The organism is Sporosarcina sp. USHLN248 (assembly GCF_037144575.1).
GTDB classification, from domain to species: domain Bacteria; phylum Bacillota; class Bacilli; order Bacillales_A; family Planococcaceae; genus Sporosarcina; species Sporosarcina contaminans.
On sequence record NZ_JBBCZC010000011.1, the window covers coordinates 72,071 to 85,234 of the forward strand.

The window sequence follows — 13,164 nt, forward strand, 5'->3', positions numbered from 1 at the left end:
ATAAATGTTGCTACTGAAGATGTTCCCTGTACATGAATCTATTAAACATGTTTGTGTAAAAGTTTTGCATTTCAATTTTTATATCTGTATTATTTTATAACAAAATGGAGTGATTTTATTGGACAACAAAAGGAAACAGCGAGGAGGCTTCAACTATGAAGAAAATGATGATCTACCTACTTCTTTTGCTACTTATAGCATCGATAGCTGCGTGTGGAGCAAGCAAAAGTGAAGATGATGGAGTTGTAGACGAAGAGGTAAGCGAAGAGCAAAATCAACAAATTGACGATAAAAAGTTAACTGATCAAGCTAAAGGCAATGCACAGAGTGACGAGGAGTTTCAAAAGGACCTATCTCTTGAGATGCTAAACAATCTCTATGAGGATGCAAAAAAAGGAAAAGTATATAAGGTACCTAATGGAATATATGTAGGAAAAACGACAAGAAAAGAAGTGGTTAATCGAATTGGTGAACCTGAAGAGCAGGACGATTATGACCATTACCACGGTTCAATGGGAAATGCATCGTATGCTTTCCGATACAATCAAAATGAAATTTTGCAGGAGGCACGCTATTTCGGAACGAATGTTGAGCGCCAAACGAACTTAGGAGGAATTACAGAGAAAGATTTACGTGAGCAGCTCGGAAATCCTCATGAATTAAGAACGATTGATGCAACAAATGAAACGAATTTCATTTATGATCTTAATCGTTACGAACTGCAGTTTGTCATAGGTGAAGATGGAACGGCTAGCCATGTTAATCTGAAAGTGAAGTAAGGGGTCTTCCAAAAAGAGTACCTGTTTTATATTTTTCTAAACAATTTTTGCATATACATGCTTTTCGAATAAATTCGGATTCCACGTAAGCAAAAATTCCTTCAGGAAATGTCTCTTCTGTACACCAGCATTCCCCAAGAGATTTGTCTTTGCCATAACAGCAATTATTCGAACCTCCGCATATAGGACAATTGATATTTATATTCGTGTCAGTCATTTTAATCGCTCCTTCAAGCGTAAGATTAAATTACTATAACATGGAGACAGAGTAAGGAGCTATCGTTTTAACATATATTGAAAATAAGAATACATGGTCGGTAAATGACACACTGAAATAAAGGCCTTATTAGGAGAAATAGCGAAATATAAATAGCATGTAAATCTTATATAAGGGATGGGATGACTATGGAATACGATGTAATTGTAGTTGGTGCTGGTCTAGCAGGGTTGGTTACGGTTTCTGAAGTGATTCAATCAAAGAAAAAGGTGCTTTTATTGGACCAAGAGCCTGAAACTTCACTGGGCGGGCAGGCATGGTGGTCGTTTGGAGGATTATTTTTAGTAGATTCTCCCGAACAGCGAAGGTTAGGTATAAAAGATTCAAAAGAATTAGCTTGGCAAGATTGGTTAGGGAGCGCGGGATTCGATCGGTTGGATGATGAAGATTATTGGGCTAAAAAATGGGCAGAGGCGTATGTGAATTTTGCCGCAGAAGAAAAGAGAAATTGGCTTTATTCGTTAGGTATCCGTTTTTTTCCTGTCGTTGGCTGGGCGGAGCGAGGGGGATATTTATCTGAAGGCCACGGCAATTCAGTGCCTCGTTTCCATATTACATGGGGCACAGGACCAGGGCTTGTAAAGCCTTTTGAAAAAATGGTTCGGGCAGGAATGGAAAATGGGCTTGTGGACTATAAGCCAAGGCATAGGGTTGATGAATTAATAAGCCATAACGGGACCGTTATCGGCGTGCAAGGAAAGATATTGGAAAAAGATGATATTGAAAGAGGCGAGAAAAGCTCAAGGACAGTTATCGGTGACTTTACATACAAAGCGACAGCGGTTGTAGTAACGAGCGGAGGAATTGGAGCGAATTTTGATCTTGTAAGAGAAAATTGGCCAACGCGATTAGGCATTCCCCCAAAAAGGATGATTTCTGGCGTGCCTGCTCATGTCGACGGCCGCATGCTTTCGATAACGGAAAAGGCAGGCGGTCGGATTGTCAATAAAGACCGAATGTGGCATTACACAGAAGGAATCCAAAATTGGAATCCAATTTGGCCCTTGCATGGCATCCGTATTTTGCCGGGACCTTCATCCATTTGGCTTGACGCAGAAGGGAATCGTTTTCCTGCGCCGAATTTCCCCGGATTTGATACTTTAGGAACGTTACAGGCGATTCAAGAGACAAATTATGATTATTCGTGGTTTATCCTTACAGAAAAGATGATTGAAAAAGAATTCGCGTTATCCGGTTCAGAACAAAATCCAGATTTGACAGGAAAAAGCATTAAAAAAGTGCTCTCAAGGATTCTACCTGGACCGCCTGCACCAGTGAAGGCATTTATGGATCGGGGCAAGGATTTTGTAGTAGCTAATACGCTGCCTGAATTAGTGGAAGGGATGAACCACATTACGGGAAAAGATTTGATTAATTTGGAAAAGATTGAGCGTCAACTGCTTGCAAGAGATCGTGAAATGGATAATACATTTACGAAAGACTTGCAAATTACAGCAATGCGCGGTGCCCGCAATTATTTAGGGGATAAATTGATTCGAGTTGCAAAGCCTCATAAAATATTAGATCCTAAAAATGGCCCTTTAATAGCTGTGCGACTCAATATATTGACGCGCAAGACATTAGGCGGTTTGCAAACAGATTTGAATGGCCAAGTTCTAAATGAGTCCGGTACTCCAGTGCCTGGCCTGTATGCGGCAGGAGAAGTAACCGGATTCGGAGGAGGCGGTATGCATGGCTACCGCGCTTTGGAAGGAACTTTTTTAGGTGGCTGTTTGTTTGGCGGTAAAATTGTTGGGCAAAGTTTGGCGAAATGAATAAGCTACAGCAAATCGAAATCCATGACTTTTCTTATTGTTTACAATAGAGGAAAACGGGGCCTGAACATGACAACTTATTATGGATAGATGGTTATTCAGTCTTTCAGAGAAATGGAATGGCCCCCTATCATTTATCCTTTCGTCTCGTTCGTCCATTCGATTGGTCATAATCGAATTGTCTGGATTTGCTTGTTGAATTATTAAGATGTTTACCGATTGTAGGATTAAATTTTACCTAATGTTCAGACTAATGAATATGGAAGCATGATAGGGTTTTTAAATGAAGAATTCTAACTGTTTTATTTCACTAATGTTTTCATAAAATAAAAATGTGCTTGCGAATTTACAGTAATATGATAAGTCGTCTCCTACTTCGAGTGAGATTACTAATACTTTCTATATTTATACAATTCGGTATCGATCATTGTCGATGCCTTTTTTGTGCTTAGGAGTATCTTTGTATGGAAAGAATAGTTATAATCGAATTCTATCTATAAAATGAAGTTCATAAACAGGAGGTCAACATGTTTTTCATCGAAGCAAAAAGAATCGCTGTCGTTATTATTGGTGCTTTATTGATGGCGATTTCATTGAACTTTTTCTTAATTAATGCAAATGTTTATGCGAACGGATTCTCGGGTGCTGCGCAACTTGTTTCAAGCGTACTTGCCGATCATTTCGACATAGCATTGAGTACAGGTATTTTATTGTTTATTTTCAATGTTCCTGTATTTATTTTAGGCTGGTTTAAGGTAGGGAGAGGCTTTACGATATATAGCATTATTTCAGTCGTTTTTACAACGATCTTTTTAGAATTGCTACCCGTTCTTTCTCTGTCGAACGATATTATCTTAAATGCAGTTTTTGGAGGCGTCATTGCCGGAGTCGGCATCGGCATTTCTCTCAAATTGGGAGCTTCCACTGGTGGAATGGACATTATTGCTATGGTGCTGTCACGTATGCAAGACAAACCGATCGGTGTGTATTTCTTAATTTTGAACGGTGTTATTATCGTGCTCGCCGGCATTTTATATGAACCTGAAAATGCGCTATATACGATGATTGCGTTATACGTAACAACATCTGTCATTGACATGCTCCATACTCGCCATGAAAAAGTAACAGCAATGATCATTACACACGAAGCAGAAGCTTTACAGAAGGCGATCCATCAAAAAATGGTGCGAGGCATTACGATTTTGCCTGCGAAGGGCGCCTATACGAATGATGATAAAAGCATGCTGTATGTGGTCATTACTCGGTACGAATTATATGATTTGGAACATATTATTAAGGAAACAGATCCGAATGCATTTACGAATGTCGTTCAAACGGTAGGGATTTTTGGCTTCTTTAGGCGAGATGAAGGGGTAGTTTAAAACGAACCGCTCATTCAGATAAATGCGTTTTCTCATATTGTCATGCCGTGTACGTGTAACTAAAATGCTCTTACTTTTAGGGCGATGTATCTATTCATATTTACGTTATTACTTAGTGTCTTAAACCGTAATAGAAAAGACCTATGAAGGGATAATCCAAACAAATCATCCTTAAGTATTCGAAGGCAACGAAGCGGCAACATATAGTATACTAACTATAGTATATAGAAAATCATGGAACGAAAGATGGGAATCTTGAGGTGAGGTGATGGAATGATTTGCCGCAAATGTGGTCAACAGAATGAGGAAGGTAAATTTTGCAGCAATTGTGGCGCTCAAATGAAAGCTGAGCATAAAAATAGTCGGCGGAAATGGATATGGATTGCTTCCGGCGCTTCTGTAGCAGCTTTTGTAGCGTTTTGCATAGGTGTTTACAGCCTGATTTCATTTGTATTATCGCCGGCTGATAGCGAGCAAGCAATGATAGAAAATGAAGTTTCTCATAATGATGATTCATTCAATACAGTAGAAACAGCAGCTCAGTTAGATAATAATGAATTGAAACAATCAAAGGATAAAACACTTGTCATCAAAGAAGCGATGCCGAAGGTCTTTACTATATATACAGAAGACAGTATGGGGTCCGGATTTCTATATCGGGAAGGCGGTTATATCATTACGAACGCCCATGTCGTTGCGGGCTATTCGAATGTTATCGTCCGAAATTCCAAAGGGGAAGATTCCCTCGGCAAACTAATTGGCATTTCCGATGAATTTGATATTGCTCTCATTCAGGCAGAAGATTATCGCAGCGAGCAACCGTTACCGATTGACTTGGAAGAGTCCGACATCGGTTTGGAAGTCATCGCATTAGGAAGCCCACAAGGGTTTGAAAACTCTGCTTCAATTGGTTATTTAACAGGAATCGGTCGAGATATTGATTTTGGCTTTACTTATAAAAACCTTTATCAAGTCGATGCGCAAATCGATCAAGGCAGCAGTGGCGGTCCACTATTGGATGCGAAAACAGGAAAAGTAATCGGCATTAATTCACTACTTTATACAAACCAGAACAACTTTGCATTTTCAATTCCTGCTTATAGTATGATTGATATTGTCGACTCTTGGGTCGAAAAACCGATGACCGATCGGGAAATTAGCAAGCTGTTTGATCTTTACGAATCTTTTATAGATGATAATGCTGCGAATACGTATTTCGATGATGAAGTTTATGACTATTATTTCGATGAATCTTCTTTAGAAGCGTTCATTCTCGATTTTAGGAGATATTATGAAATGGCGCTCTATTACGAGGATTTCTATTGGATTGAAGATATGGTGCTGATCGATAGCGACCTTTATGATGAATTATATGACCATATTGATGAGGTTAACGGAAAAGATATCATCATCAGTTTTGAATCTAATGAAGTGACTGATGTGAAAATTGACGAGAAAGAAGAATATGCGATAGTAACGACGTACGAGACGGTGAAAGTGATTGAAGGTAAGAAAAAGTCAACAATGCATGAGGAACAAAAAGAATATAATGTGATTATTGATGAAGAAGGCTATTACCAAATTACCGATATTACAACGAAATAATATAAATCCGTCTTGCAAAAAATGCAAGGCGGTTTTTTATTGCTGTACATCAAAGATTATGATTATTCTCTTCTTATTCGGGAAATGTATAACCAAAATTGTTCTATCATATTGTAAATGAAAAGAATGGGGGGATAAGTTTGCAAGCTTTTGTGGATGGCTTAAATAATGTGCTTTGGAGTACACCGGTCATTTATTTTTTATTAGGAGTAGGCTTGCTATTCACAGTCTTAACAAGGGGGTTACAAGTTCGCCATATTAAGGAAATGGTGCGTCTCATGTTTAAAGGGAAAGGGTCGGATGCAGGAATTTCTTCATTTCAAGCGCTTTCCATTGCATTATCTGGACGAGTCGGCACAGGAAACATTGCAGGGGTCGCTACTGCTATCTACTATGGGGGGCCTGGAGCCGTCTTTTGGATGTGGGCGATTGCCTTCATCGGTGCTGCCAGTGCCTATGTGGAATCGACTTTGGCGCAAATTTACAAAGTGAATCAAGATGGTCAATACCGTGGAGGCCCTGCTTATTTCATCGAGAAGGGGATAGGCTGGAAGTGGTTTGGCATGTTGTTTGCCATCGCAGCTCTGATCGCTATGGCTGTTTTAATGCCTGGGGTCCAATCTTATTCAATTGCAGAAGGTATGCATAACGCATTTAATATTCCGAATTGGATTACCGGTCTTGTCATCATTTTGTTATTAGGGTTTATCATTTTAGGTGGTGTTAAAAGGATTGCCCATACTGCTCAAATTTTAGTTCCATTTATGGCATTGGGGTATATTCTATTTTCAGTTGTCATTATATTAATGAACATTACGGAATTGCCAGGGGTTATTAGCCTGATTTTCAAGAGTGCCTTTGCGCTTGACTCGGCATTTGGAGGGATTGTCGGTATGGCAATTTCGTGGGGTGTGAAGCGAGGCATTTTCTCGAATGAAGCGGGACAAGGCACGGGAGCGCATGCAGCTGCTGCAGCAGAAGTATCTCATCCTGTCAAACAAGGGTTGGTTCAATCATTTTCCGTTTATATTGACACGCTTTTCGTCTGTTCCGCAACAGCGTTCATGATTCTTTTTACAGGAATGTATAATACGGAAGATAATGGAGGAGGCTTCATCGTTCAAAACATTCCGACTGTAGAGCAAGGGCCAGGTTATACGCAAGCGGCAGTAGATAGCATTTTACCTGGTTTTGGTGCTGGTTTCGTTGCGATTGCTCTTTTCTTCTTCGCTTTTACAACAATTATGGCCTATTACTATATCGCTGAAACGAATATCGCTTACTTATTCCGAAATCGAAAGTCGGATACGGCTATGCTCATTTTGAAATTGATCATTCTTGTGACGACATTCTGGGGTACAATCCGAACAGTCGATATTGCTTGGGCTTTAGGAGACGTAGGCTTAGGTATTATGGTTTGGTTGAACGTCATCGCTATTTTAATGTTGGCTAAACCTGCATTGATTGCACTAAAAGATTATGAACAGCAGAAAAAGGCAGGGCTTGATCCGGTTTTTGAACCTAAGAAATTGGGAATTAAAAATGCCGATTTTTGGGAAAATGAATATCCTAAACTCGCAAAGCAGAAAAATAAAAAATAACATCTGCCTCGTAAAAATAAAAAGATCCTTTCTCGCATTTTCATGGGAAAGGATCTTTTACTCTAATGCAGTCTATTATTCAACGTTTTCTTTATCATTTTTATCTGCTAAATCTGTTGAATCATCCAAAAACTGTTCAATCGCTTTAATATTTGTTTCAAAATCGATATCCAACACCCGTCCTACATTCGTATCGGGATCGTCATATGAATTGTCAATCGGAATACGTAATGTAGCTATTTTTTGCGACTTATTATCTAATATTCCTTTGGCGATCGATAGCATTGTCATTTTGTCTAAATTCGTGTCAATATAGCCATCCGCGGCGCCTAACAGTTTCGGTAAACTCATAAGACTATGCAAGCTGACCGCTTCTTCTTTTAGCTTAGTGAGGACTTCTTGTTGCCGCTCAACTCGGCCAAAGTCGTTTTTGTAATCATATCTGAAACGGACATAACCTAATAGTTGATCGCCATGCAAAGTTTGCACGCCTGGCTGTAAAGTCATTCCGATTCCATGCGACATCGGATAAGGGATGTCCACTTCAATTCCGTTAGGGGCGATAATATCGACTATCTTAGGGAACCCTTTAAAATCGACCATTGCGTAATAATGGACATCTAAGCCGAAGTTTTCTTTAATTGTCTGACGAACAAGTTCTGGGCCTCCTATTGAAAACGCAGCGTTTATTTTTTGTTTTCCGTGGTTAGGAATGTCTACATAAGTGTCCCGCATAATCGAAATAAGCTTTGCTTCTTTTTTGTCTTGGTTGTAATGTGCGATCATAAGTGAATCGGAACGGCCATCTTCGTCTTTACGGGCATCAGTTCCTAATAAGAGTACATTTATTTCACCATATTGCGGTTCAGGCCCGTCGAATATGTCATTTTCATCCTTGTCTTTCTTATTAAATGAACTATCCTCTGCTAAGGACTGTCCTTGCTTATATTGATCTACCCAATAATATACACCTAACCCAATACAAATAAGCAAAAGGGCTAAGGCAATCTTTATAGCCTTTCGACCTCTTTTCTTCTTTTTATCTATCCTTCTCATAGAAACCACCTTTATAATAAGTAGATTTTTCAGTTGCTTTATTGTTATTGTTCGCTTGCAAGATCATAGCATTAAAAGAGATAGGCAAGCAAGCCTCAACCTATATAGACGTTTTATTGTTAAAAAGGTTTTCGACCAAAATATGGTATTGAAGCTTTAACCTATATAAATTCTGCGATCTTTGCAAAATAAACATTTTTTATATACTACTTTTTGTTTGCGCTATGGAATAAAAGGAAAGAAAAAAGATAGGGGTGATGAATTTGAAACGAGCGACAAACTTACAGGAGCTTCAAGATTTCGCACATAAACACTTTGTAAAAGGGGAAACCGGCCATCTTTTCGTCAATCAATCGAATCAATATCCCGAAGAGCCGATCTTCTCAGATGAAGATGTCTCTGGCCGACAGGCTTTGCAGCTTTTAAAAATCGTTATTCAGGCGGGTAGTCATGCAATCTATTATGAATATCCTTTTTTTGAAGGAACAGAACTTGAAGAGATGAATGTTCAGCTAAAAGAGGTATATGACCAATTTCCTAAAAAAGTGATTAGCAAAGAAGAAATGGAAGCAATTGTTCAAAGTGAGTAATAAAGAGACATCGGCAACAATGAAATTGCCGGTGTCTCTTTATTTATCCGAAACGATCAATTCATAATACGGTTCTTCCTGTTCGGTATCAGTGAACCATTTCGTGCCCATTTCCGTAAATCCGATTTTTTTAAGGATTTTACGGGAGGCTTGATTTTGTGGATCGGCTGATGCGGTGATAAGATGTGTTCCGCTATGATTTTTAGCAATCTCCAAGCAAGCTGCCGCAGCCTCGGTCGCATATCCTTTCCCCCAAGACGTTCTGTTGAAATGATAAATTAATTCTATTGTATCCATATGCTCTGTTAGATTGAATCCGGCAGCTCCAATTATTTTTCCGCTCGTTTTTTCTTGTACAGCATAGACAGATAGACCATTCTCATGGTGACAATTTGCATAAGCTTCTATAATAAGTGGCAGCTTTTCGTGTGGAATAGCGCCGTTGCATAATCCCATTACATCATCATTTCCCCATACTTCGGACATTGCACTTAGGCAGCGGCTATTAAAAACACATAAATGGAGACGTTCTGTTGAATAGACAATTTCCATTCAATCCCTCTTTTCACTAAAATTCTTCGTTCAATTTTACATTCCATCATTTGTATGAATCGAATAAAAAAACCGTCCAGCTTTCTCATTGCCGGACGATTTTTCTTAATGGACCGAGGCAATAATGCCTTCTTCCCGGTCTAATAGCAACTTTATGCCTGCCGCGTAAGGATCTTGCCCTAAAACTTCTTCTATCCAAAGCCGAATTGCTTGGATCATGTTAAATGAATTCAAAATCTGCTTTTGGCCGTTGCAGAACGCTTCTGCTGAAAATTCATCATCGTCATCGTAAAATAGTTCGACTTCGACTTGCTCGGGCTCTAATTGATGTTTGCGAGCTTGATCTATGCAAATCGCATTGACTATGTCCTGTTCAGATATTACGAATTCTGCCATGGGTTCATATCCTGCTTGTCTTTTTTATCTTTTAGCATTGTAAAGATCTTGCGTATGATGCTGATGATGAGCAAGATGGCCAAAACATTAATGGCGAATCCTAAAATCGAGCCTAACATACCCATGTTGGCGAAGAGGCTACCAAATAGAAGACCTGCAATCCCGCCGACAAATAAGCCTTTCATTAGACCGCCAGAGAAGAAACCACCTTTTGAGGAATTTGTGTTAGAAGATTTATTAACGGGTGTTTGTTCTTCTTTTTTCTTTTCCATTTTTTGTTTATTGAAGTTATTGTTGTGATTTGTATTAAAGCTTTTCTTGCCTGATTTGTAGCCTTTTGCTTCAACAGTAACATGATCGTCAAGCACAATGCTTCCAACTGGTGACATGATCACTGTAATTGCAATTAATGCCGATAGTACCTTTTTCAAATCATTTCCCTCCATCATTTGGAACAAATTGTCTATTTATTTATATGTTCCTATTGAACAGTATAAATTATTTAAGGCTAAAATAAAAATGGTTTGCCTCCGAAGAAAAATACGGAACCGATCCAGCCCCGCATTTTTTAAATAGCTTCATTTCTTTTTCTTACAATCTCTTTCGGCCACTACCTTGATGACATTAGTATCTCCTCGATGTGCTATTGCATGATCAGCTAAAACAATATCAGACTTTGCTAGCTCTATTGATATGAAAAATAAAGATCAATCGGTACGAACAAGCCTACTTTTCCATATGTTTCGTCGTCTAAAGTGGCAAAAATAACACCGATCACTTCGCCATTATTATTTAATACTGGGCTTCCGCTATTTCCTCTATAAACGGGTGCTTTAATCATGATCACTTCGTCCGTCCAATCTTTTAATTGAGTCGGCGCGATAATCGTTCCTTCATTGGCAATGCCTTTAAAACTCAACGGATTGCCGATAAAAGTAATGGATTCATCCTTCGCAAGCTCGGCATTCCTTGACAGAGGCAAATAAGGAAGATTTTCACCGTCAATTTTTAGTACAGCAAGGTCTATAGCCGGATACGTATTGACCAGTGATGCCGTGAAACGGCCAGCTTCAGGGAAGACAACCGTGATGGATTCGTTATCTTCGATGACGTGCCGATTCGTTAGAATAAAACCATCGTCGGAAATGGCAAATCCGGTTCCTTTGCCATCTTCTGTTACAACGACGACGACGGCTTCCTTATAGGCAGCAATATCTGGCTGCTTTGACAAAGCGGTGGATGTACGTAAAAAATCGATCGCGGGAATCGAATATATTTGGAGGAGACCTGCAAATGTGCTGCTTGCCAATACGACTGCTATAAGATAAATGATCCAGCGATACGGGTGTTTTTTAACCTCCGTTTCGGGCTGTTTCTGCAAAGCTTCCCGCTGCGCCTCTAACACGAGCTCATTCCATTCCTCTTCCGTCAAATTTTCATCGGATTCAACATCGGGATCTTTATTTTTTTCTTTCTGATTTTGCATCAACAGAACATCACTTCCTCCTTTTCCTGTCCTTCTGTTGTTCATTATACCGAAGTTGGCTATTGAATTGGCGCCAAGCGTTCCCATTCTGATGCTTTTGCATATGTATAGAATGGAAAGGGGGAGAGTGATTTGATTACATTGTCACCAATTATAATTGAAGGACATCCGTTTACGGCCGTTTCTGTAAGTTTGCCGAAGACTACTTTATTAACAGTATCAAATGAAAAAGGATATATCATGTGTGGTGCTTTAGATGTGGGGTTATTGAATGATGTGTTGGCCGATCGTAAAATTATTGCAGGTCGGGCGGTCGGCGTCAAAACGATTGACCAATTGTTGAAAGCGCCTTTGGAGTCCGTCACGTATGAAGCGGAGCAGTGCGGAATTCAAGTGGGGATGACCGGGGAAGAAGCGCTTTTAAAAATGGTGTAAGGCAATATTTGTAAAAGAACCCGTGTCGCTTTTCTGCGACACGGGTTCTTTTTGTTATTTACGGTTGTTTCTGTTACGGTTCGTATTGTCGTTGCGGTTATTGTCTCTATTCGGGATGTCCTCGAAGAAATCATCCGCAAACTCGATGTTATTCGGGTTCTGGTCTTTATTGCGTTCGTTGTTGCGCTCGTTGTTGTCCCGATTGCGTTGATTTTCCCTGTTTTGACGTTCTGTCACGTTCAACACTCCTTCGTTTTATCGTTAAATGAAATATAATTTCACTTACATGATGTATGATGTCCGATTCCGAAAAATATATAACCTTTTTTCATGTAATTGACTGGACGCCATTCTCCTAATTTCCAATATAAAACATTGTATATGAGCAGAAGTTCCGCATATACTATAAGGAAACGTATGTTCTTTTTAGGAGGAGGCCAATGTTAATAATGTCTTTTACGATTCAAATATCAACTACGAGATGCTTCCCGAACGTTATCGCTCGTCGGTCGAGAAAAGAGATACGATAAAAAATAAGTAAGATAAAGTCATAATATGCCTAATTTGTTTAAGTTTGTCTTCAAACAGTCGGGCACGATTGTTGAATAAGCTTCACTTTTCTTCTTCAACTCCCATGAAAATTAAAAAATGATCAATATCTACAAAATTGCATAACAAAAGAGACTCAGAAAAAGTTTTTTTAACAAAATGCTGAGCCTTCAGAATGAATATATTAAGTAAAAAGTTAAATCAGGAACCAACTCAATTCTTCTTAGAATAAAGGCAGGCTGGTGCAATAACCAGAGTAAGACTAATATCTCATGAGTGCTAGTCGTATAGAGTGCGACAGTCTGTGCTGCACCGTGGTCGTTGGAGTCAGACTAACAGATGGGCTCAATAGCACCATAGTTGATCGACCTTCTTCGCCAGCCATCTATACCCGTTCTGAAACAATTTTGGATTGTCAACACTAAACTGCACAAAAGTTTTAAGGTCTGCCTGCGTTTGCAGTTGCGACTTGACAGCGAGCCTCTACGGGCATGACTTCCGAGCCAGGACGCCAGCTTCAAAGAGATCCGGCTCATCCTGCCAAAGTTATCATGCCCGCCCCTCACTGTAAAGTCGCAACATCCCTTGCACGATATCTGCTTAACTCCCTGCGGCAGCCTTGCGGTATTCCATCGGTGTCAGATAACCAAGGGTGCCGTGTATTCGAAATTTGTTGTACCA

Annotated in this window: 15 protein-coding genes; 7 read left to right on the forward strand and 8 right to left on the reverse strand. The window is 39.5% G+C overall.

Annotation, left to right across the window (positions count from 1 at the left end):
• Positions 1-155: 155 nt before the first annotated feature.
• The gene (locus WFH04_RS06475; protein WP_336823248.1) at positions 156-779 is read left to right on the forward strand and encodes a YjgB family protein; all 624 of its coding nucleotides are present in this window, start codon (positions 156-158) and stop codon (positions 777-779) included.
• Here WFH04_RS06475 and WFH04_RS06480 read toward each other — a convergent pair.
• Positions 760-996 (reverse strand): cysteine-rich CWC family protein, encoded by a 237-nt coding sequence (locus WFH04_RS06480; protein ID WP_336823249.1) that lies wholly within the window; start codon positions 994-996, stop codon positions 760-762. The genes WFH04_RS06475 and WFH04_RS06480 overlap by 20 nt on opposite strands.
• Positions 997-1,184: 188 nt before the next feature.
• Between WFH04_RS06480 and WFH04_RS06485 the strand changes: the two genes are divergently transcribed.
• From WFH04_RS06485 to WFH04_RS06500, 4 genes are all read left to right on the forward strand, one after another.
• Complete coding sequence (locus WFH04_RS06485; protein WP_336823250.1) at positions 1,185-2,831, forward strand: FAD-binding dehydrogenase; 1,647 nt, start codon at positions 1,185-1,187, stop codon at positions 2,829-2,831.
• Positions 2,832-3,358: 527 nt separating this feature from the next.
• Positions 3,359-4,213, forward strand: coding sequence for a YitT family protein (locus WFH04_RS06490; RefSeq protein WP_336823251.1), 855 nt, complete (start codon positions 3,359-3,361; stop codon positions 4,211-4,213).
• 273 nt (positions 4,214-4,486) lie between these two features.
• Entirely contained in the window at positions 4,487-5,818 is a 1,332-nt protein-coding gene (locus WFH04_RS06495; RefSeq protein ID WP_336823252.1) for a trypsin-like peptidase domain-containing protein, read from the forward strand.
• A 140-nt stretch (positions 5,819-5,958) separates the two neighbouring features.
• Positions 5,959-7,419: an alanine/glycine:cation symporter family protein gene (locus WFH04_RS06500; RefSeq protein ID WP_336823253.1), complete on the forward strand. Its 1,461-nt coding sequence runs from the start codon at positions 5,959-5,961 to the stop codon at positions 7,417-7,419.
• Between the two features lie 75 nt (positions 7,420-7,494).
• Here WFH04_RS06500 and WFH04_RS06505 read toward each other — a convergent pair whose 3' ends face one another.
• Positions 7,495-8,475 (reverse strand): LCP family protein, encoded by a 981-nt coding sequence (locus tag WFH04_RS06505; RefSeq protein ID WP_336823254.1) that lies wholly within the window; start codon positions 8,473-8,475, stop codon positions 7,495-7,497.
• A 263-nt stretch (positions 8,476-8,738) separates the two neighbouring features.
• On the opposite strand from WFH04_RS06505, the gene WFH04_RS06510 reads away from it, so the two are divergent.
• The gene (locus WFH04_RS06510) at positions 8,739-9,065 is read left to right on the forward strand and encodes a hypothetical protein (RefSeq protein WP_336823255.1); all 327 of its coding nucleotides are present in this window, start codon (positions 8,739-8,741) and stop codon (positions 9,063-9,065) included.
• Positions 9,066-9,104: 39 nt separating this feature from the next.
• On the opposite strand, the gene WFH04_RS06515 is transcribed toward WFH04_RS06510, so the two are convergent.
• The 4 genes from WFH04_RS06515 to WFH04_RS06530 all read right to left on the reverse strand — a co-directional run bounded on the left by WFH04_RS06515 (position 9,105) and on the right by WFH04_RS06530 (position 11,499).
• On the reverse strand, positions 9,105-9,617 hold the full coding sequence (locus WFH04_RS06515) for a GNAT family N-acetyltransferase (RefSeq protein ID WP_336823256.1): 513 nt from the start codon (positions 9,615-9,617) through the stop codon (positions 9,105-9,107).
• Positions 9,618-9,722: 105 nt separating this feature from the next.
• Positions 9,723-10,013, reverse strand: a complete 291-nt coding sequence (locus WFH04_RS06520) for a DUF2653 family protein (RefSeq protein ID WP_336823257.1) — start codon at positions 10,011-10,013, stop codon at positions 9,723-9,725.
• Positions 9,998-10,444: a hypothetical protein gene (locus WFH04_RS06525; protein WP_336823258.1), complete on the reverse strand. Its 447-nt coding sequence runs from the start codon at positions 10,442-10,444 to the stop codon at positions 9,998-10,000. The genes WFH04_RS06520 and WFH04_RS06525 overlap by 16 nt, the downstream gene beginning before the upstream one ends.
• A 254-nt stretch (positions 10,445-10,698) precedes the next feature.
• Positions 10,699-11,499, reverse strand: a complete 801-nt coding sequence (locus tag WFH04_RS06530; RefSeq protein ID WP_336823264.1) for a S1C family serine protease — start codon at positions 11,497-11,499, stop codon at positions 10,699-10,701.
• A gap of 132 nt (positions 11,500-11,631) precedes the next feature.
• Between WFH04_RS06530 and WFH04_RS06535 the strand changes: the two genes are divergently transcribed.
• Positions 11,632-11,934: a YunC family protein gene (locus tag WFH04_RS06535; protein WP_336823259.1), complete on the forward strand. Its 303-nt coding sequence runs from the start codon at positions 11,632-11,634 to the stop codon at positions 11,932-11,934.
• A 54-nt stretch (positions 11,935-11,988) separates the two neighbouring features.
• On the opposite strand, the gene WFH04_RS06540 is transcribed toward WFH04_RS06535, so the two are convergent.
• Both WFH04_RS06540 and WFH04_RS18335 read right to left on the reverse strand, forming a co-directional pair.
• Entirely contained in the window at positions 11,989-12,171 is a 183-nt protein-coding gene (locus tag WFH04_RS06540) for a hypothetical protein (protein WP_336823260.1), read from the reverse strand.
• A 912-nt stretch (positions 12,172-13,083) separates the two neighbouring features.
• Positions 13,084-13,164 (reverse strand): IS3 family transposase (locus WFH04_RS18335; protein WP_408020174.1); only part of this gene is annotated, 81 nt, incomplete at its 5' end.